Origin of the sequence: Okibacterium sp. HSC-33S16 (genome assembly GCF_024171565.1) — a bacterium.
GTDB lineage: Bacteria > Actinomycetota > Actinomycetes > Actinomycetales > Microbacteriaceae > Mycetocola_A.
Genome location: NZ_JALJZZ010000002.1, coordinates 236973 through 257646, shown reverse-complemented (window position 1 = coordinate 257646; position 20674 = coordinate 236973). Strand labels below are relative to the sequence as shown.

Sequence of the window (20674 nt, the reverse complement as noted above, 5' to 3'; positions counted from 1 at the left end):
TACGAGCAAAAGTGACAAACCGGTTGACCAAAGCGTGCCCGTGGTACAGGATGGGCACGCCCGTCGAGTAATCGACCGAACGCACCGCCCGACCGATGCGAGACCCGTCTCGCTTCGCGGTTGGACGGGCCCAACCCGCAAAGGAGCGGTAGATGTCCCTGTCACCACCCCCTCGACGCCGTCTTTACGTTCGACTCGCGGGAGCTGTCATCGCACTCGTCGTGGTCGGAACGGCGATCGCCAGCACCAAGGTGCTCTCGGTGGAGCAGGCGGCCGAAGCATCCCAGGCCGGCGCGTTCGAACCCAAGGACTACGCGGCTGAGCACTTCGAGGACGACATCGTTCCGGCGATCACGGACAACGCCGTCGATCTGGTCACACTTCTGACCGACCTCGCGGGCGGGGCGGAGGAGGCCGACTTCGGCAACTCGGCGGGATCGTCGAGCGCGTACTCCTTCCCGGTCACTCTGACTGGAATCGCTGGAGCCCCAAATGGTTCGATTCTGCCCGTCACGATCGAGGGACTACCCGAGGGCACCGTTGTTCAAGTGCAGATCGGCCCAGCGATCAATGGGACAGCCATTCGTGACGCGACCGGCACCGTAAAGTTCAATGACTTCACCAACCAGCTCGAATTCCAGGAAGTCGCCACCGAGTTCAACACCCTGGTCAAGGACCAGGTGCTGTCAGACGTGGACCCGGCGACTCTCGAAGGAAAGACCATCACGGTCACCGGAGCGTTTACCCGGGTGAATCCCGCGCTCGTCTCCGTTGTACCGGTGGAGTTTGAGGTCACACAGTGACCGAGGCCACAACCGACGATGTGGTGATGCGCGCCATTGGGATCACGAAGACGTACGGTGCGACGCGAGCCCTCAAAGGCGTCGACTTCTCCATCCGCAAGGGCACCGTCACAGTCCTCTTCGGTGAGAACGGCGCGGGCAAGTCCACGCTCATGAAGATTCTCAGCGGTGTCGAGACACCGACATCGGGCACGCTGGAACTCGACGGTGAGCCGCTCCAACTCCGCAATACGGTGGATGCAGCCGATCGCGGAATCGCCATCATCCACCAAGAGCTGAGCCTCGCTCCTAACCTCAACGTCCGCGACAACATCTACATGGGTCGCGAGAGGGCGCGCGGCGGGGTACTTATCGACTACAGCTCCGAGAACGCGACCACCGTGCGTTTGATGGAACGGCTGGAAGAGCGACTCGACCCCAAAACCCTTGTCGGCGATCTCCGCCTCGGACAACAACAAATCGTTGAGATCGCCCGAGCGCTCGCTGGCAATGCGCGGGTGCTCATCATGGATGAGCCGACCTCCGCCCTGAGTGGCAGCGAGGTCGAGGTTCTCTTCAAGCTCATCCGCGAACTCACCGCTGAGAACGTCGCGATCGTTTACATCTCGCACCACCTTGAAGAAGCGCTGGAGATTGCCGACCATGCCGTCGTTTTCCGAGACGGTGACCTCGTCGCCATCGGCGATCGCAACGAAATCGACCTCGGCTGGGTGATTTCAAACATGGTGGGCCGCGACGTCGGTGACCTCTCACCCGACCTCCTTGAGGAGTTCGGTGAACCCGTACTGTCACTTGAGAACGTCGTCATCGCGGACCCGTCAAATCCCGCTCGCCTCGCGATCGACGAGGTCTCGCTGGAGGTTCGTGCCGGTGAGATCGTTTGTCTCTATGGCTTGATGGGAGCGGGACGAACCGAACTGCTCGAGGCGCTCGCCGGCCGCACATCAATCCAGTCCGGAACAGTCCGGCTCAAGGGACGCAAGCTCTCGAAGGAATCGGTCGCTGAGCGCATCGCACTGGGCCTCGCGCTGGTTCCCGAAGATCGACAGCGCGACGGGCTCGTGCAGACGATGTCGGTCGGAGAGAATGCGTCGCTCGCCAACCTCCTCGCCTTCGTGAAGGGAATCGTCCTCAACCGACGGCAGGAACGAACGAGCATCGACAAGGCCGTGAAGGACGTGCGAGTGAAGACCTCCGGGCCCACAGCCGCGATTTCTTCGCTCTCCGGCGGAAACCAGCAAAAGGTCGTGATCTCGAAAATCCTCATGACCGAACCGGACGTCATCCTCCTCGACGAGCCCTCGCGCGGCATCGACGTCGGAGCGAAGGCAGAGATCTTCGGACTCATGGCCCGTGAAGCCAAACGAGGGCTCGGGGTGCTCTTCGCTACCTCGGAGGTCGGCGAGGCCCTCGGCGTCTCGAACCGGGTGATCGTGCTGTCGAAAGGCCGCATCGTCGGAGAGTTCAACCCTAAACACACCGACCGCGAGGGCCTCATGGTCGCCTCCGGTGAATCAACTGAAGCTGCGGAACCAGAGAATGGACTCGGAAAGTGACTGCAACGACTACGGGCGCCCGCCCGTCAACGAACGGCCGAGGCCCAGGGGACAAAGGCGGAACCGCCAAGCGGGAGATCGACTACCTCGGCATCCTGCTTGAGGGCCGGGCCTTCATCGCGTTGATCGTGCTGATCATTATCTTCGCGTTGCTGTCGGACTCCTTCCTCACCTTCAACAACCTCCTGACGATGACGAAGCACGTCGCCTACAACGCCATCCTGGCTATCGGCATGTTGTTCGTCATCCTCAAGGGCGGCATCGACCTGTCCGTCGGGTCGACCGTCGGTCTGTCGGGAGTGATCGCCGGTGTCCTGCTTCAGGGCTGGCAGATCGATGCATTTGGTGTCGTCATCTACCCGCCGGTGTGGGTGGTTGTGCTTTGCTCTTTGGCCGTCGGCACCCTGGTGGGTTACGTCAACGGGCTGCTCGTAACAAAATTCAGCGTTGCGCCATTCATCGCCACCTTGGGCATGTTGTACGTCGCACGCGGTGCTGCTCTATTGATATCGAACGGCTCAACCTATCCGCGCCTGGGCGGCGACCCGGAGCTGGGCAATACCGGGTTCGGAATCATCGGCGGCGGGCGCCTCTTTGGTATCCCCACCGCGATTTGGATCATGGTTGTCTTCGCGCTCGTCGCGGCCTTTGTCCTCAAGAACACGCCGTTCGGTCGCTGGGTGTACTCCACCGGCGGTAATGAACGAGCCGCCGAGCTGTCGGGCGTCCCGGTCCGCCGCGTGAAGCTTCGGGTCTACATGATCAGCGGTTTCTGCGCCGCGACCACAGGCCTCATCATCTCGTCCGAATTGACGAGCGCGGCACCTCAATTGGGCGAATCCTTCGAGCTCAATGCCATCGCGGCCGTGGTCATCGGTGGTGCGGCGCTGACCGGTGGTCGAGGAAATGTGCGAGGGGTGCTCATCGGTGCCTTCGTGATCGGGTTCCTCAGCGACGGCCTCGTCATCGTTGGCGTTTCCACGTTCTGGCAGATCGCTATCAAGGGCGCCGTCATCATTCTGGCCGTCATGCTCGACCAGGCTCAGCAGCGAATCAAGCGGTCGAAAAACGCCGCGCTCGCAGCGAGCAGTCACTCCGAACCGACGACGACCCCAAGCACGTCCTAGATTTCCCCCCTCCCCCCTCCGCGGTGCTCGCACCGCGGCACACCAAGAAACGAAAGGCTGTAAGCAATGAAGCGACAGATTCTGGCTGCGACCGTCGCAGTTATCACCATCGTCGGCCTGGCCGGCTGCTCCGGAAGCTCCGGCGGCTCGGGCGGATCCGGTGGCTCCGGCGAGAGCTCCGGCGAAGCCGGTGGCCTGATTTCCATCATCACGCCCGCACAGGAGAACCCGTTCTTCAAGGCCGAGGCCGACGCGGCTAAGGCCGAGGCAGAGAAGCTCGGCTACGAGACCTCCGTGGCGTCCCACGATGACGACCCAAACAAGCAGAGCGAGCTCATCGACTCCGCGATCAGCAAGGGCGCGAAGGCGATCATCCTTGACAACGCGGGTGCTGACGCATCCATTGGTCCGATCAAGAAAGCAGAGGAAGCCGGTGTCCCGGTCTTCCTCATTGACCGTGAGATCAACGAGAACGGCATCGCCAAGGCGCAGATCGTGGCAAACAACGCACAGGGTGCTGCGGCCGTTGCCGAGTCCTTTGTCGCCGCGCTGCCCGAAGGTGGAAAGTACATCGAGCTGACCGGCAAGGAGTCGGACACCAACGCCGGCGTGCGATCCGAAGCGTACGCAAGCGTCATCTCGCAGTACCCGAACCTGGTGTCAGCAGCCAAGGAAACGGCCAACTGGAGCCAGGACGAGGCGTTCCAGAAGGTTGAGACACTTCTGCAGCGTGACCCCAACGTCCAAGGCATCATCGCCGGAAACGACACAATGGCACTCGGTGCGGTCGCCGCTGTTGAGTCAGCCGGTCTGCTCGACAAGATCAAGATCGTCGGATTCGACGGAAGCCCCGATGCCGTCCAGGCGATCAAGGACGGAAAGCTCGTCGCAACGGGCCTCCAGCCGGCCGTGTTGATCTCTCAGCTTGCCGTTCAGCAGGCGGACAAGTTCATCCGCACTGGTGAGACCGGTGAGGAAGAAAAGCAGTCGATCGACTGTGTCGTGATCGACGCAGCGAACGCGGAGAAGTACACGAGCTTCGCACTCGAAGACTAAAACTCACGCACAAACAATAATCGGCGGTCCTGCTTCGGCAGGGCCGCCGATTGCTGTTGGCGCTCGATGCGAGCGTCGGCGGAAGGAAGGGACCTAAGGGGTGACCGACCGCGAGAGCCGAGCTCCCGCCGTATTCATGTGAACGGCCATGGCCGAGGCTGCCGCATCGGGATCCCGAGTCGCAATGGCTGCGTACACCGCCGCGTGTTCCTCGATGGCAGCAGCCGCTTCTTCGGGCTGCTGCACAGCACGGTCCACCCACACGCGCAGGAGGGATCGAATGCTTTGCAGCAGGTCGAGGAGCACGGTGTTGTTGATGCTGCGGGCAAGCTCCGAATGGAAACGAAGGTCCGCCTCGACAAACGCCGCCAGGTTCCCAGCGTTTGCTCGCATGTCCTCGACGTGTGCACCGAGGCGTTCGAGGGCATCGTCAGTGATGCGGGAGGCGGCAAGCCGGGCGGCGTAAATTTCCAGCGCCCCGCGAACCTCGATGAGCTCGAGGGTGCGTGGTTCGCCAAGCATGAGACCCCAACTGAGGGTCTGGGGAAGGAGCTCGCTGGTGGCGCCCCGAAGGTACGTTCCGGACCCCGGCCGCACATCGACAACACCGAGGATTTCGAGCGCGGCTAAAGCTTCACGGACGGCCGACCGGCCAACGCCGAGCGTCGACGCCAGCTGCCGTTCAGGCGGAAGACGGGTTCCAGCTTCGATGCTGCCCGTCGTGAAAATTTCCAGAAGTCGCTTGGCCACTGCAGAGACAGGCGTGCCCTCAGCGAGGGAGCCGATGGAGGCGGCGATCCCCGAAGAGGCGTCGTTCGGATATGCAGGCATGGGTCAAAGCTACAAGAGAAAGGCGGAAAAACGAGTCGACCGGTTGACTGATTTTGGTCAACCGGTTGACAGGATGGCTCCTTTAGCGAATACTCATTTATGCGACCATCGCCGTTCACGTCGGTTTGGGTTGCCATCTCGTAATAACGAAGGAGTTACTGTGGCTTCAACCACACCGACACCGCAGTCAGCTGTGGAAAAATCTGCCATCCGGAAAGTCGCGTTCCGACTTGTACCTTTTGTGGCATTGATGTTCTTCATCAACTACCTCGACCGCACAGCGATCGGATTCGCCGCCCCGAACGGCATGAATGAAGACCTCGGTCTCTCGGCCGCACAGTTCGGCTTCGCCTCCGGTGTGTTCTTCATCGGCTACATCCTGCTTGAGGTGCCCTCGAACCTCGCGCTGCACCGATTCGGCGCACGCAAGTGGCTCGCGCGCATCATGGTCAGCTGGGGAATCGTCGCTCTGCTCTTCACCTGGGTGGGTAGCTTCGAGCACCTCGCGATCCTGCGGTTCCTGCTCGGTGTCGCCGAAGCTGGGTTCTTCCCGGGTGCGATTCTCTTCCTGAGCCTCTGGGTACCCGCTGCACACCGTTCAAAGATCCTCGCGCTCTTCTACCTGGCACAGCCGCTCACAACGGTCATCGGTGCCCCCCTCGCTGCGATCCTCATCGAGCAGCACGGAATCTTCGGCCTCGAGGGCTGGCGGTTCATGTTCGCGGGTGTCGCGATCCCCGCCATCATCATCGGAATCGTCGCTTGGTTCTACCTCAAGGACCGCCCCGCAGATGCCAAGTGGCTCACGGCCGATGAGAAGGTCTGGCTGACCAACGCACTCGAGACCGAGCGTGCACAGACGGTGAAGACCGGTGGTCACGGTCGCATCCGTGACGCGTTCGGGAGCGGGCGCGTCTGGGCTCTGTCCTTCATCTACTTCGGCTTCATCTATGGCCTCTACGCACTTGGTTTCTTCCTCCCGACCATCATCGAGGGTTTCCAGGCCCAGTTCGGTACCGAGTTCGACACCTTCCAGAAGGGACTCATCACCGCAATCCCGTACGTCCCGGCTGCGATCGCACTCCACTTCTGGGCACGGGATGCCACAAAGCGCGGCTTGAAGACGTGGCACATTGCGATCCCTGCCTTCGTCGGTGCGCTCAGCATCCCGTTCGCGCTGTTCTCCGGGTCTCCCGTCGCGACGATCGCCATCATCGCGGTCACCGCCATGGCAATCTTCTCGGCGCTGCCCAACTTCTGGACTCTCCCGACCCAGTTCCTCACCGGAGCCGCAGCGGCTGCAGGTATCGCGCTGATCAACACCGTCGGAAACCTGGCCGGATTCTCCGCTCCGTACATCACGGGAGCAGTCGCCGACTGGACCGGAAACTTTGAGATTCCGATGTTCATTGTCGGAGGTTTCATGGCCGTGTCCGGTGTGATCATGCTGCTGCTGGCACGGGCCAACCGCACCCAGCGCGGCGCGGTCGATGAGACCGAAGCTCAGGCGCTGTCCCAGTAGTCCCGAGCGGGGCGGCCTCAAACCGCCCCGCTTCCTCCCACCCCTTCCATCGTTTTCGGAGAACACCCATGACTCGCCTGTTCAATGATCCCGTCGCTTTCGCTGACGAAATGATCGACGGATTCGTCGCCGCCAACGCGTCGCAGGTCCGTCGCGTCACAGGCGGTGTCATCCGAAGCACCGTTTCCACACCGGGCACGGTCGCCATCGTGACCGGTGGCGGCTCGGGCCACTACCCCGCCTTCGGCGGACTGGTCGGCCAGGGCCTCGCTCACGGTGCGGCGATGGGCAACCTCTTTGCTTCGCCGTCGGCCCATCAGGTGTATTCGGTTGGTTCGGCCGCGCACCTGGGTGGCGGCATCCTGTTGACCTACGGCAACTACGCCGGTGACGTCCTGCACTTCAATCAGGCGCAAGAGCGTCTAACTGCCGATGGCATCGAGTGCCGAACCGTCGTTGTCACCGACGACATCGCCAGTGCATCCGTCGACGAAAAGCACAAACGACGAGGCATCGCGGGTGACCTCACCGTCTTCAAATCGGCCGCCGCGGCAGCCGAGGCCGGATACTCGCTGGACGATGTTGTGCGAGTCGCGACACTCGCCAACGAACGCACCCGCTCCTTCGGAGTGGCGTTCACAGGCTGCACTCTTCCCGGTGCCGACGAACCGCTCTTCACCGTCCCGGAGGGCCGGATGGGCGTCGGAATTGGCATTCACGGCGAACCGGGCATCGACGAAACCGACATTCCCACGGCCGACGGCCTGGCAGAGCTCTTCGTCTCCACACTCCTGGGTGAACTGCCCGACGGAGTGGAATCAGCAGAGGGCCAGCGTGTTGGGCTGATCCTCAACGGCCTTGGGTCCGTGAAATACGAAGAACTCTTCGTCGTCTACCGCAAGGTCGCCGAGCTTCTCACTGAGGCCGGAGTGACCGTCGTCGACCCCGAGGTCGGCGAGCTCGTGACCAGCTTCGACATGGCCGGCGCCTCGCTCACCCTCTTCTGGCTGGACGACGAACTTGAAACCTTCTGGCGGGCTCCCGCCGACACTCCGGCTTACCGCAAGGGTTCTGTCGTTGCCGCGGAACAGGCTCCGATCGTCGAGCTCACTGACGCGATTGACGACATCCCCGACGCCAGCGAGGAATCAAAGGCAGCGGCAGCAATCGCCGCTGAAGTGATCGAGGCCATCGCCGCGGTTGTGAACGAGAACGCCGACGAGCTCGGACGCATCGACGCCGTCGCGGGTGACGGCGACCACGGCATCGGAATGAACCGTGGAGCGCAGGCCGCTCAAGCGGCAGCCGCCGACGCCCTCACCCGCGGCGCGGGCGCTCAGACGCTCCTCACCCTGGCCGCCGATGCCTGGTCGGACCGCGCCGGCGGCACTTCGGGTGCACTCTGGGGCGCAGCCCTCACCGCGGTGGGCGCCGAACTCGGCAACACCGCAGCGCCGACTCGAGAAACCGTCGTGGCCGGAGTGCACGCGGCTAAAGACAGCGTCCTGAAGTTCGGCGCTGTACCCGGCGACAAAACCATGGTGGATTCACTGGTGCCGTTCGCCGACACCCTGTCGACCGAAGTCGCTGCCGGAGCACGGCTGGCGGACGCCTGGGCCACCGCCGCGAACGCGTCGACCGCTGCCGCCGCCGCAACGGCCGATCTCCTCCCCCTCATGGGCCGCGCGCGCCCGCATGCCGAGAAGTCTCTCGGCACGCCCGACGCGGGCGCCCATTCCCTCGCGCTCATCGTGCAGCGCATCGCGATCGTTCTTTCGGAACAGAAACGAGACAACTAATGGACAAGCTCCGCATCGTCATCGGATCGGATGACGCTGGTTTCGATTACAAAGAGATCCTCAAGAAGGACCTCCTCGCTCACGATCTGGTCGAAAGCGTCACCGACGTGGGCGTCGACGCGAACGGACACACCCCATACCCCAAGGTCGGCGTTACCGTCGGTGAGGCCATCGCTGCAGGCAAAGCGGACCGCGGGCTCTTGATCTGCGGAACCGGCATGGGCGTCGCCATGGCAGCGGGCAAGGTGAAAGGCATCCGCGCATCCGTCGCCCACGACAGCTTTTCCGTCGAACGGCTGGTTCTGTCCAACAACGCCCAGGTGCTCGCGTTGGGTCAGCGCGTGATCGGTGTTGAACTTGCCCGTCGCCTGGTGCGCGAGTGGCTCACCTACCGTTTCGACGAATCGTCGGCGAGCGCCGAGAAGGTTGCGGTCCTCGACGCGTACGAAGAGTTCGGAAGCTGCTGATGGCTCCCGTCGTCGTCGGGGTAAGCCTGAAGATGTACTTCGGGTACGCCCGCGCGCGGGAGTGGTTTTCGAGCATTGCTGACCTGGCTCGCGACAGCGAAGCACTGAAGAGCGGCGATGTCGAACTCTTCGTCATCCCGAGTTTTGTCGCAATCCCCGCGGCGATCGACACCCTGGACGGCACCGATGTCGTGGTTGGAGCCCAAGACCTGTTCTGGGACGACAACGGCGCGTATACCGGCGAGGTCAGCGGAGTCGAACTCGCCGAGCTCGGTGTCGGTGTGGTCGAAGTCGGGCACGCAGAACGACGACGCATCTTCGCAGAGACCGAGGAGATCGTGGCGGCGAAAACCACGGCGGCCCTCCGCAACGGCATTGCTCCGGTTCTCTGCATCGGCGAAATTCATCAAGGTGAAGCGGATGCCGCTGCTCGCGACGTCATCCGCCAATTGCGATCCGCCTTGCACGGTGCACCCGCCGGCCGGGTCATCGTCGCTTACGAACCCGTGTGGGCGATTGGTGCGGCCGAACCCGCCAGCGCCGACCACATCCGAGCTGTCTGCGCCGAACTGCGCACCGTCCTCGATTCGATGGACGGTCGCGACGGCAGCTCGGTGATCTACGGCGGAAGCGCCGGACCGGGCCTGCTGACCACACTTGGCTCCGATGTCGACGGACTGTTCCTCGGCCGTTTCGCGCACGACCCGACGGCGCTGGGGTCCGTGCTCGACGAAGCGGCAACACTGGCTGAATCGGCGGTGCGCTCATGATCGGACTCGGCACTTACGCCTTCTTCTGGCAGCACTCGTCACGGGTGTCCGAACCACTCAGTCTCGTCGGGGCTTTCGAGCGCACCCGTGAGCTCGACGTCGACCTGTTCCAGATCTGCGACTATGCCCCTCTGCTCTCCATGTCGCATTCCGAGCTCGCCGCGGCTGCGGCCGAAGCACGCGACCTCGGACTGACGATCGAGCTGGGGACCAAAGGCATCGAGCCCGGGCACCTCACGTCATTCCTGCGACTGGCCGAGATCTTCGACGCCACCCTTATCCGCAGCATGGTGTTCGCCCCGGATCATCGCCCGAGCCTCGGCGAAGCAGAACAGATTCTCACCGACGCGATGCCGTCGTTCGAGGCGGCCGGAGTGACCCTCGCGCTCGAGACCTACGAGCAGATTCCCACGGCAGATCTGGTCGGGCTTATCGAACGCGTCGACAGTGGTTCCCTCGGCATTTGCCTTGACCCGGCGAACGTCGTCGCCGGGCTGGAACTACCTAGAGACGCCGTCGAACGATGCGCACCACTCACCCGCAATGTCCATGTCAAGGACTTCGCCTTCGCGCGGCAGGACGGCTGGGTCGGGTTTTCCTACAGCGGCGCACCGATGGGCGACGGGCTGCACGACTACCGCCACCTGCTCGACGTGGTTCAGCCGCAGGCCCGCAACATCAATGAAATCGTCGAACACTGGTTGCCCTGGCAAGGCGACCCCGAAACCACCGTCCAGGCAGAAATTGCCTGGACAACCACCACCCTGGATTACCTAAGGAGAAACAGATGAGCACCACAACGTTCAACCCCACCATCGCCGTGATCGGCGCCGGAGGAAAGATGGGGACCCGCGTCTCCGACAACCTCTCGAAGACTGACCACACCGTTTTCTACAGTGAAAACTCGCCCGTCGGCCAGGACCGCGTCCGCGCGGCAGGCCGCGAGCTCACCGAGACCGCGGAGGCGATCGTCGACGCAGACATCATCGTTCTCGCCGTTCCGGACCTCGCGCTCGGGCCGGTCACCGCTGAAATCGTTCCGCAGCTCAAGCCAGGAGCCATCGTGCTGACGCTCGACCCGGCTGCTGCCTACGCGGGCCTGCTCACCACGCGCGAGGACGTCATCCAGGCCGTTGCACACCCGTGCCACCCCTCAATCTTCCTGCAGCGCACCACTCCCGAAGAGTACGCAGACACCTTCGGCGGAATCGCGGCACCGCAGGACGCCATCGCGGCGATCGAATCGGACGACCCCGAGAAGCGGGCCATTGTTGAGGCCACCGTCCGCGCCATCTATGCACCGGTCGTCGACGTGCACTGGGTCACCATCAAGCAGCTCGCCCAGCTTGAGCCGACCCTCGTCGAGACCATCGCCTGCATGATTGGGGCGCTCCTCAAGGAAGCACTCGACGAAGCCGTGAACACGATGGGTGTGCCGGAGCCTGCCGCACGGTCGATCCTTCTCGGTCACACCCAGGTTGCCCTCGCAAACGGCCTCCGCGGTGACAACCCGTTCAGCGACGCGTGCCTCATCGCCATGGACTACGGCAAGTCCTCGATTATCAAGGACGACTGGAAAAAGGTCTTCACCGACGAGGAGCTCGACAAGAACCTCGCCGCCATGCTGCACCTCGACAAGATCGAGCGGTAGTAAGACGAGGAGGGGCGGTCGTTCGCGAGAACGATCGCCCCTCCTATTTCTTCAGGTCTAGCGGGCGTTCAACCGCGCGAAGACTTCGTGAAGGTGGGTGAGCCCTTCCGGCGGGAACATGATGAGTGCATCGGCCAGAGTCGAGTCGCTCTTCCACTTGCCGCCCGAGGTCCAGCCCAAACCGATGAAGTAGCCGAGATCAGCGAAAGCACCTTCAACAGCGGCACGCGCGTCGGCATCCGTCACGATGTCAGCCAGTGAAGATTCCAGTGAGTACACCGGCCGAGCCGCATCGGTGAGCACAGAGGCGGCATTCGTCGTCCATTCATGCGTTCCCGACCCCACAACTTCCGCATCACGACCGGGAAGAACGACGCGCGCCTGTGTGTTGGGCGGCACGACGGCGCGCACCGAGAGGGTCGTGCCCTTGAGCGACCACTCGACTGACACGGTTCCATAACCGGTATCGAGACTGGCCGTCGACGAGGTAAGGCCCCCGCCCAGAATCGGCGCGATTTCAATGGTGCGATATCCAGGCTCAGCAGGCGCGATGCCGCCGATCGCCCGGTGCATCCAGTCGGCGACCGCACCAAGCGCGTAGTGGTTGAACGAGGTCATCTCGCCCGGGTTAATACTGCCGTCGGGCAGCATCGAATCCCACCGCTCCCAAATCGTCGTTGCCCCCATCGAGATCGGGTACAGCCAGGACGGGCAGCCTTCCTCGAGCAGCAGACGGTAAGCCACGTCGCTTTGCCCACCGAGACACAGTGCGTCCGCGATGAGCGGCGTGCCGACGAAGCCGGTGCCGATCCGAAAGCCGTGTGCCCGGACGAGCTCTCCGAGGCGTGCACCAGCCAACGCGACCATGTCGGGCTCGACGACAATGCGAAACGCGAGCGCAAGGGCGTACGCCGTGTGGGCGTCCGAGACTATGCGTCCGGCCGGAGTGACGTATTCACGAAGGAATGCAGAGCGGATGCGTTCGGCAAGGTCCGCGAAGCGGCGCGCGTCATCTTCGTGGCCGAGTTCCGTTGCGGCCGCAGCCAACCGTGCTGTCGAGTGGAAGAAGTACGCCGTGGCGACAATATCGGAGTCCGTCTTTGCCTGCGCCGGGTTCTCTGGCGGAGCGCTGGGGTCGAGCCAGTCGCCGAACTGGAACCCGCCGGTCCAGAGGTAATTGTCGCCAGCGAGCGCCGCTACGGTCTCGACCCAGGAGCGCATGCTCGAGTACTGATGATTGAGCGCCGCGGAGTCACCATAGCGGGTGAAGAGCGTGTCCGGCACCAACGTGGCCGCGTCACCCCATGCCGCCGCGGCGAGCGGCGGCATCGGCAGTGGATTGGGCACCACGAAGGGTACGACTCCGTCGGCGCGCTGTTGGTCAAGGTCGACATCGCGGAGCCAGGACCCTAGGAAACCTGACACGTCGTAGAGGTAGCTTGCGGTCGGGGCAAAAACCTGGATGTCGCCCGTCCAGCCGAGGCGCTCGTCTCGCTGCGGACAGTCTGTCGGCAGGCTCAGGAAGTTTCCGCGCATGCCCCACAGCACATTCTGATGCAGCTGGTTGAGCTTCGGGTTGCTCGTCTCCAACGCACCCGTGCGCACCATGTCGTTGTGAATGACGACCGCCGTGACGTCGTCGATCGACAGCTCACCCGGCCAGTTCTCGATCTCGGCATAACGAAAGCCGTGGAAGGTGAATCGAGGACTCCAGGTCCGGACACCATCCCCACACCCGGTGAACGAGTCGGTCGCCTCGGCGAATCGCAGAGGTCGGACACCGAGTTCGCCGTCCTCGAGTACCTCGGCGTGACGAAGAGTGACGGTGTGCCCCTCGGGAGCATCAACCCGAATCTCGAGCCATCCGACGAGATTCTGGCCGAAATCGATGACGGTTTTGCCTGCGGGCGTGGTGAAGATCTTTCGGGCCGCGACCCGCTCGATTCGCCGAACCGGTGGGGCAAATGACGGGGTTAGGCGCGACGCGTCCGCCCCGATAACAGTCGCGCGTACGGAGTTCACAAAATCGGTGTCGGGGTCCGAAAGCGCCGCGGTCTCGAGTCGAGCGTCGTAGTGCTCGCCGGGATAGATTCCAGCGCGACAAACCGGACCGTTCGTTGCGGCCGACCACGTGGCATCCGTTGTAATCATTTCCGATGTTCCATCGGCGTATGTGATGCGAAGCTGCGCTGTCAGGGCGCGAGGCCCGACGTAACTGCGTGAGAAGTTCCCGTCGAAGCCGAATCGCTCGCCGTACCAGCCGTCCGCAACGGTCGCGCCCAAAACATTGCGTCCGGAACGGACGCCAGCAGTGACGTCGAAGCTCTGGAATGTCAGGCGAGCGTCGTAGCTCGTCCAGCCCGGCGTGAGGACCTCGTCGCCGATGGTCTCTCCATTGAGAGTTGCCTCGTAGATCCCATGGGATGAAATGGACAGGATCGCCGTGGCCACGTCAGATCGCGGGGAGAAGACGGAACGGAAGAGCGAGGTTCCTCGCGACTCGTCAGGCTCAGCACCGGTTGGTTCGGCAGCGATGAAGTCGGCGGTCCAGTCGGCGACGCTCAGCGGACCCGTACGCAGAGTAATCCAAGCGCTGGGAGACGCTGTTGAAGGGGTGGGCCCTTCTCCCGCGTCACTGAGACCGTCTACGTGGACTCGCACGTCGACGGAGTCGTAGGCAGTGAGCGGCTCGAATGGCCACGGAACGTGCTGCGAATTGCCGGTCGAAACCTTGACACTCGTCGTACCAGCATTGGTGCGACAGTCGAGGGTGAAGCCCTTTTGCACCCAGTTGGGGAGATCCGTAGTGACCCGCCACGACAGGCTGGGTGATGCGGTGGCGAGAAACTCGGGGCGGCCGCGTCCCTCCGCCCACAAGACAGACACGGGTACGACTTCAGGCATGAACTCTCCATTGAGGTAGGGCGCTCGACAATTGAGGCGTGCCCAAAACCTTATGGACATTCGGTTTTCAAATCAAGTCGTGGGTGTTCAATTTATAACGAACGGGTAACGCTCACCCTTCGGCTTTAGGTTACCCGGGAACGGCGTACTAAGTTAGCGACAACCGGTCAACCGGTTAGTCAATCTCTCGATCGCCGTGCGCGAACCTAAGGTCACCAATGACGTCGATCCCCCGCTCTCCTGTCCCTCCTCTGTCAACGTCGAAACGATGGTCGTTGAACACGAGTCCCTGGCAGGCGATAGTTCCTCTCGGTTCCTCTCGGGCACGAGTGATCATCGACAATGACTTCTCCGGTGACCCCGATGACCTGTTTCAGCTGGTTCATCATCTCTTGTCCCCCTCTGTCGACATTCGACTCGTCGTGGGCTCGCATCTTCGGGAGGAGGATCCCTTCGATCCCAGCTCTCACTCGGCAGAAAATGCCGTCGCGGTCGTGCGGCACGTGTTCGACCGCATGGGCCTGGAAGCGCACGAACGGATCTTTGCCGGGTCGAACACCGCGCTCTCCGATCGGAAAACACCACGCGAGTCGGCAGCGGTCGACGCGATCATCGCGGAAGCGATGAGGGATGACACCGCCTCGCCGTTGTTTTACGCAGCTGGCGGCGGGCTAACCGACTTGGCATCCGCCTACCTGCGTGAACCGCGGATCGCGGAGCGCTTGACGGTGATCTGGATTGGCGGCGCCGAGCACGACGGAATCGCCGTTCCACCCCCGAACGCGATGCCAATTGAGTACAACCTTCTCATCGATCTTCTCGCTGCACAGGTCGTGTTCAACGACTCCACGCTGCGTGTTTGGCAGGTGCCTCGAGACGCTTATCGACAGTGCCTGATATCCGACGCCGAGCTGCGGCTTCGCGTCGCGACGACCGGCTCGCTCGGCGAGTATCTGTACGCCGAAGTTGCACAGATCCTGCGCTTGGCGGCTGGCCCCAGCGGCCCCGCAGAAACGTACGCGATGGGAGATTCGCCCCTCGTGCTGCTGACCGCGTTGCAGTCGACCTTCGAAGCAGACCCGTCGTCGAGTGACTACGTCTCGATGCCCACACCAGCAATCACGGAGGGTGGCAACTATGAAGCCGTTGCCGGTGCCAGGCCGATGCGGGTGTACACACGGCTTGATAACCGTTTGATGTTCGAGGACTTCTATCTCAAGCTCTCCGAGTTCGGCCGCTGGCAAGCAGCGAACGAATGAATGGCCTGAACGCTGCTCAAGAAGGAGAGTCATGAGCGAAACCGAGGCTGACCGGCTGGACCGGCTGTGGTCACCCGAGCCGACGCCTATCCCTGTTGAACTCGGCCGGTGGGCCTTCGAACTTCGCGGCGATGAGATCGCCGATCTGACGTTCGACGACAGCCCTGTGGTTCGCAGCGTGCGTGCCGTCGCACGTGACCAGGACTGGAACACCGTGCCGGCCACGGTAGAGGCATTCGAGCCCACGAAGGATGGCCACCGGCTCCGCTTGAGCATGCGCGGGTTCGGCGTCGACATCACCGCCGCGGTCGACATCGTTCATCACGAAGACATTCTGACCATCAGCCTCACGGCAACAACGTCCCGGGAGTTCCTCACCAATCGACTCGGCCTCGTCGTCCTGCATCCTCCCGAACTCTCCGGAACGCCGCTCATCGTCGCAACAGCCGACGACGAGAAGACAACTCGATTCCCGTCGAACGTGTCACCACATCAGCCGGCATTCGACATCCGCTCACTCACTTGGGACAACGACGGGGTGCACACTCAAGCGACTTTCGCGGGCGACATTTTCGAGATGGAGGACCAGCGCAACTGGACTGACGCGAGCTATAAGACGTACAGCCGGCCGCTCGCGCTCCCGTTCCCATACCCGCTCGAGAGCGGCGAGAGCGTGACGCAGTCGGTGTCCTTCTCCTCAGAGCGCGTATGGCCCCCGGTGGCTCTGGAACCCGCGGCAACCATCGAACTAATCCGAACTGGCCGGCAGGTTCCTGACCTGACGTTGGGGGCGTCGACCGCCCCGGATGCTGCAATGCCGAGCGAGCAGGCGCCTCCGATTCCAACCGGGGTTCGAGCTCTTCTCGTCGAACTTGATACGCGAACACCGAGCTGGCCTGCGGCCCTGTCCCGCGCTATCTCCGAAGCCGGCGACCTCACACTTGACGTTCGAATTGTTGCCGACACCCCCGATGACGTTCGCGAGGCCGTTGCTGTCGTCGAGAGAAGTGGCGCGGAAGTAGCGAGGTTGGGAGTTTTCTCGGGCAGTAGCCACGTCACCGAACCGCCGCTGTGGGCGGCCCTCGCCGAGGCGGCGAAGCAACTACTCCCGGGGGTGACACTCCTCGGTGGAGCGCGATCCCATTTCACCGAGCTCAACCGCGAGCACGGTCGACTGCCTGACGCTATTCCAGAGTTCACCTTTTCACTCACCCCGCAAATGCATGCCACAGAGCGCGCACAACTCATCGAATCCATTCCGATGCAAGCCGTCGTCGCGCGCAGCGCAGGCGACATCGCGCTCGGGCGACCGCTTCACATCGGCCCGATCACCTTGCGTTCCCGGTTCAATGCCGTCGCTACGAGCACCTCTAACCAGGACGCGCCCTCCGACCTCTCGAGCGGTTACGGCGCCGAACTCACCACCGATGCGACCGATGCCCGCCAGTCTTCGGACGCCCTCGAAGCATGGACCATCGCCAGTTTTGCGGCCATCGCCTCGGCGACAGACAAGGCAAACGTCGCGAGCGTGAGCTACTTTGAAGCGTTTGGTCCCCGTGGGCTTCGCAATCACGCTGGAGCCTATCCGGTGGCTCACGCAATCACCGCCCTGGCAAGACTGGGAGGCGGCGAACTCCTTCTGCCTTCGTCAGTTCCACGCGGCGTCTGGTGCATCGGTTCGAGAAAGCCGGATGGATCGTGGTCGGCACTTCTGACCAACCTCGGCAGCGGACCCGCCGCCGCAGTTGTTGTCACCGTCGGCGGCCACACGTCATCCATCGAAATAGCGCCGTACGCAGTACTCAGACTTTCGTCTGCGGCCAACACCACAACATCATCGCCGGACACCAACGACATCGTCGAACGAAAGAGACCATCATGAGCGATCGCTTGCAGGGAAAAACCGCCGTCGTAACTGGCGCCGGATCGGGCATTGGACGCGCCATTGCGCAGCGGTTCTCTCACGAAGGCGCCCGAGTCGTCTTCACCGACGTCAATATCGAGGCGGCAACGGATGCTGCGGGCCAGGTCGAGAATTCACTCGCGGTTCATATGGACGTGTCCGATGAACTCAGCGTCTCGGCGGCGTTCGAAGGCCTCACGGCCGATGGGTACGCACCCGACATCCTCGTAGTGAGTGCCGGGGTTCAGCTCTTCGGCAAGGACGCACCGATCGCCGACCTCGACCTCGATGTTTGGAGACGGACGATCGATATCAATCTCACCGGCGCCTTCCTCAGCGTCAAGCACGGGGTCCGTTCGATGCTCCAGCGTGGTGGGTCCATCGTCCTCATCGGCAGCCCAACGGCGCTCAACGGAGAAGGTCAGGCCTTCACCGCCTACAGTTCATCGAAGGCGGGCATGCACGGACTCGGCCGCGCGGTGGCCGGCGCATACGCGAGCCAGGGTATTCGGGTAAACACCATCGTCCCTGGGTACACGGAGACGCCACTGGTGTCAGCGATCTCCACCGATCCGGTGGACCGGGCGGCTATCGTTTCGCGCATCCCGCTTGGCCGCCCCGGTCAGGCGTCAGATGTTGAGGGAATCGCCGTGTTCCTGGCCAGCGACGAATCCAGCTTCGCAACGGGCGCCACGTTCCAGGTTGATGGAGGCATGACGACGCTCTAGGCCAACCTAGAGGTCGACGGTGATCAGCAGACGCACAAACATCCGGGTCTCCTCGGCCATGTCCAGTGACTCCTTATCGAGGAGCCACTGCACCTGAGCGCCGTCCATGATGGCGATCATTCCGCGAGCTGCTGCTTCAGGGTCCACGCCTGGCACCAGTTGACCTTTGGCTTTCATGCGCTCGAAAGCCGCAGTGATAAACGAGCTCACCCACACATACCGGCGCACGAAGTACTCGTGAGCCGGATGATCGGGCGCCGTTGCCTCTGCGGAGAGTGTTGTGTGAAGCTCGACGAGCCCGGGCACGCTCGAGTTGTACTCGACCAGCTTGATGAGCCCGCGAATCGTCTCGAGACCGTCTTCTTCTTCACCGGTCGTGTACTCGCGGGATAGATCGTCGCGCAATTCGAGTACGGCCGCGAGCAGCTCATTCTTGTTCGCAAAGTGGTGCAGAAGACCCGCTTGGCTCATGCCGACGCGCTCGGCGATCTCCCGAATTGAGCCGCTTCGGAATCCTCCCGCAGAAAAAACTTCGATTCCTGCCTCGAGAATTTCTCTGCGCCGACCTGCGGTTTTGGCGTAATTGCCTCGCGGTTTCCCGGTAATGGTCATGACCGAACTCTATTACAGTTTGGTGAAAACCTAGTGATCATTCGCTTTTCGTGCTAATTTCTCTCCAGACGTAGCCCAACGGGGGTCTACACCACAGCTGAAAGGGACCGAAGATGTTCCGATGGAAGAGAGCCGCCGCAGTTGTGGCCGTGCTCGCACTTGGCCTGACGGGATGCTCCGCAGGCGGCAGTACCGACGATTCCGCAAGCTCCGACAAGCTCACCCTTGGAGTCCTCGCTCCGGCGACGACATTCGAGGCGCAGGCGATCAACTTCGCCAATGAATCGCCATACGGTCAGGCGGTCTACGACACGCTTCTCAAGGCGAACCCCGAGGGCGAGATCGAAGAAAACCTCGCCACCAAGTGGGAGTACAACGAGGACAACACCGTCCTGACCCTCACGCTCCGCGACGACGTCACATTCACCGATGACACCAAGTTCGACGCAGAGGCCGCAGCGCAGAACCTGCTTCGCTTCCGCGATGGCACGTCGCCCAACAAGTCGCTCCTGGCGGCCGTCGCGGACGCCAAGGCCGTCGATGCCACCACGGTCGAGATCACACTCAGCCAGTCCGACCCGGCGCTCCTGATCGCGCTCACGCAGAACGCCGGCATGGTGCAGAGCCCCGCCTCGTTCGAAAACAAAGACATCAAGACGAACCCGGTCGGTTCAGGGCCGTACATCCTCGACACAGGCAAGACGGTCGTAGGAACGTCGTACGAGTTCGAAAAGAACCCGGACTACTGGAACCCCGACACCGTGCACTACGACGCACTGTCACTCAAGGTCTACGCAGACCCGACATCGCTCTTGAACGCGATCAAGGGTGGACAGGTTAACGCAGCGAACACCCCAAGCAACAACGACCTCGGAGAGATGGAAGCGGCCGGCTACACAGTCAACGCGTTCGAACTCAACTGGACGGGTCTTATCCTCTTCGACCGCGGTGGAACCATCGAGCCGGCGCTCGGCGATGTCCGTGTCCGCCAGGCGATCAACTACGCATTCGACACCAAGGCACTCCTTGAAGCCGTCGGCCAGGGCCTCGGCACACCGACGACCCAGATCTTCCCGACCAACTCCGTCGGCTACGACAAGGAGCTGGACTCCTACTACTCGTACGATCCCGAAAAGGCCAAGGACCTGCTCGCAGAAGCGGGTTACGCAGACGGCCTCACCCTCAACATGCCGTCAAGCGCTCTGCTCGGCAACACGGTCTTCACCCTGATCGGGCAGCAGTTGAAGGACGTCGGAATCACCGTCAACTTCACGGATGCTGGTAACAACTTCATTCAGGACATCCTGGCTCCCAAGTACGGATCGACCTACATGATCCTGCAGCAGGACCCGGACTGGGCGCTGATCAACTTCTCGATCGCACCAACCGCTACCTTCAACCCGACGAAGTACCAGGACCCGAAGGTCGACGCGCTCATCGAGACCGTCCACAACGGTTCAAAGGACGAGTCGGACGCAGCCGTGAAGGAACTCAACACATACATCGTTGAGCAGGCGTGGTTCGCTCCCTGGTACCGCATGCAGTCCAGCTTCGTCACCGATGCCAAGACCGACGTAAAGACGCAGGTCGGCAACGCTTACCCCTACCTCTGGAACTTCACTCCGAAGTCCTAGGACCTCGGCCTGGTCGCGCGGCGACGCGCGACCAGGCACTCCCTCTCGCTTC

Annotated in this window: 17 protein-coding genes; 14 read left to right on the top strand and 3 right to left on the bottom strand. The window is 62.5% G+C overall.

Going from position 1 to position 20674, the window contains the following annotated elements; all coding sequences use genetic code 11:
- Nucleotides 1-152 precede the first annotated feature (152 nt).
- The 4 genes from L1277_RS06310 to L1277_RS06295 all read left to right on the top strand — a co-directional run bounded on the left by L1277_RS06310 (nucleotide 153) and on the right by L1277_RS06295 (nucleotide 4542).
- Nucleotides 153-803 (top strand): DUF2291 family protein, encoded by a 651-nt coding sequence (locus tag L1277_RS06310; RefSeq protein ID WP_253375516.1) that lies wholly within the window; start codon nucleotides 153-155, stop codon nucleotides 801-803.
- Nucleotides 800-2359: a sugar ABC transporter ATP-binding protein gene (locus L1277_RS06305; protein ID WP_253375515.1), complete on the top strand. Its 1560-nt coding sequence runs from the start codon at nucleotides 800-802 to the stop codon at nucleotides 2357-2359. The genes L1277_RS06310 and L1277_RS06305 overlap by 4 nt, the downstream gene beginning before the upstream one ends.
- Nucleotides 2356-3486, top strand: coding sequence for an ABC transporter permease (locus tag L1277_RS06300; protein ID WP_253375514.1), 1131 nt, complete (start codon nucleotides 2356-2358; stop codon nucleotides 3484-3486). Before L1277_RS06305 ends, L1277_RS06300 begins: the two co-directional genes overlap by 4 nt.
- Before the next feature lie 66 nt (nucleotides 3487-3552).
- Entirely contained in the window at nucleotides 3553-4542 is a 990-nt protein-coding gene (locus L1277_RS06295; protein ID WP_253375513.1) for a D-ribose ABC transporter substrate-binding protein, read from the top strand.
- 93 nt (nucleotides 4543-4635) lie between these two features.
- On the opposite strand, the gene L1277_RS06290 is transcribed toward L1277_RS06295, so the two are convergent.
- Nucleotides 4636-5373, bottom strand: coding sequence for a FadR/GntR family transcriptional regulator (locus L1277_RS06290; RefSeq protein WP_253375512.1), 738 nt, complete (start codon nucleotides 5371-5373; stop codon nucleotides 4636-4638).
- 160 nt (nucleotides 5374-5533) lie between these two features.
- On the opposite strand from L1277_RS06290, the gene L1277_RS06285 reads away from it, so the two are divergent.
- The 6 genes from L1277_RS06285 to L1277_RS06260 all read left to right on the top strand — a co-directional run bounded on the left by L1277_RS06285 (nucleotide 5534) and on the right by L1277_RS06260 (nucleotide 11582).
- Complete coding sequence (locus tag L1277_RS06285; RefSeq protein ID WP_253375511.1) at nucleotides 5534-6895, top strand: MFS transporter; 1362 nt, start codon at nucleotides 5534-5536, stop codon at nucleotides 6893-6895.
- A 68-nt stretch (nucleotides 6896-6963) separates the two neighbouring features.
- The gene (locus tag L1277_RS06280; RefSeq protein ID WP_253375510.1) at nucleotides 6964-8694 is read left to right on the top strand and encodes a dihydroxyacetone kinase family protein; all 1731 of its coding nucleotides are present in this window, start codon (nucleotides 6964-6966) and stop codon (nucleotides 8692-8694) included.
- On the top strand, nucleotides 8694-9161 hold the full coding sequence (locus tag L1277_RS06275) for a ribose-5-phosphate isomerase (protein WP_253375509.1): 468 nt from the start codon (nucleotides 8694-8696) through the stop codon (nucleotides 9159-9161). The genes L1277_RS06280 and L1277_RS06275 overlap by 1 nt, the downstream gene beginning before the upstream one ends.
- Entirely contained in the window at nucleotides 9161-9931 is a 771-nt protein-coding gene (locus L1277_RS06270) for a triose-phosphate isomerase family protein (RefSeq protein WP_253375508.1), read from the top strand. Before L1277_RS06275 ends, L1277_RS06270 begins: the two co-directional genes overlap by 1 nt.
- Entirely contained in the window at nucleotides 9928-10722 is a 795-nt protein-coding gene (locus tag L1277_RS06265) for a sugar phosphate isomerase/epimerase (RefSeq protein WP_253375507.1), read from the top strand. The genes L1277_RS06270 and L1277_RS06265 overlap by 4 nt, the downstream gene beginning before the upstream one ends.
- Nucleotides 10719-11582: a phosphogluconate dehydrogenase C-terminal domain-containing protein gene (locus tag L1277_RS06260; RefSeq protein WP_253375506.1), complete on the top strand. Its 864-nt coding sequence runs from the start codon at nucleotides 10719-10721 to the stop codon at nucleotides 11580-11582. Before L1277_RS06265 ends, L1277_RS06260 begins: the two co-directional genes overlap by 4 nt.
- Nucleotides 11583-11639: 57 nt before the next feature.
- Here L1277_RS06260 and L1277_RS06255 read toward each other — a convergent pair whose 3' ends face one another.
- Nucleotides 11640-14486: an alpha-L-rhamnosidase gene (locus L1277_RS06255; protein ID WP_253375505.1), complete on the bottom strand. Its 2847-nt coding sequence runs from the start codon at nucleotides 14484-14486 to the stop codon at nucleotides 11640-11642.
- 329 nt (nucleotides 14487-14815) lie between these two features.
- Between L1277_RS06255 and L1277_RS06250 the strand changes: the two genes are divergently transcribed.
- The 3 genes from L1277_RS06250 to L1277_RS06240 are packed head-to-tail and all read left to right on the top strand — an operon-like array spanning nucleotide 14816 to nucleotide 18376.
- Nucleotides 14816-15745: a nucleoside hydrolase gene (locus L1277_RS06250; protein ID WP_253375504.1), complete on the top strand. Its 930-nt coding sequence runs from the start codon at nucleotides 14816-14818 to the stop codon at nucleotides 15743-15745.
- A gap of 31 nt (nucleotides 15746-15776) precedes the next feature.
- Nucleotides 15777-17627, top strand: coding sequence for a hypothetical protein (locus L1277_RS06245; protein WP_253375503.1), 1851 nt, complete (start codon nucleotides 15777-15779; stop codon nucleotides 17625-17627).
- On the top strand, nucleotides 17624-18376 hold the full coding sequence (locus L1277_RS06240; RefSeq protein ID WP_253375502.1) for an SDR family NAD(P)-dependent oxidoreductase: 753 nt from the start codon (nucleotides 17624-17626) through the stop codon (nucleotides 18374-18376). The genes L1277_RS06245 and L1277_RS06240 overlap by 4 nt, the downstream gene beginning before the upstream one ends.
- A 6-nt stretch (nucleotides 18377-18382) precedes the next feature.
- Here the strand turns inward: L1277_RS06240 and L1277_RS06235 are convergent, their stop codons facing one another.
- Nucleotides 18383-18988 (bottom strand): TetR/AcrR family transcriptional regulator, encoded by a 606-nt coding sequence (locus tag L1277_RS06235; RefSeq protein ID WP_253375501.1) that lies wholly within the window; start codon nucleotides 18986-18988, stop codon nucleotides 18383-18385.
- Nucleotides 18989-19101: 113 nt separating this feature from the next.
- On the opposite strand from L1277_RS06235, the gene L1277_RS06230 reads away from it, so the two are divergent.
- The gene (locus L1277_RS06230; RefSeq protein WP_253375500.1) at nucleotides 19102-20622 is read left to right on the top strand and encodes an ABC transporter substrate-binding protein; all 1521 of its coding nucleotides are present in this window, start codon (nucleotides 19102-19104) and stop codon (nucleotides 20620-20622) included.
- Nucleotides 20623-20674: the final 52 nt, after the last annotated feature.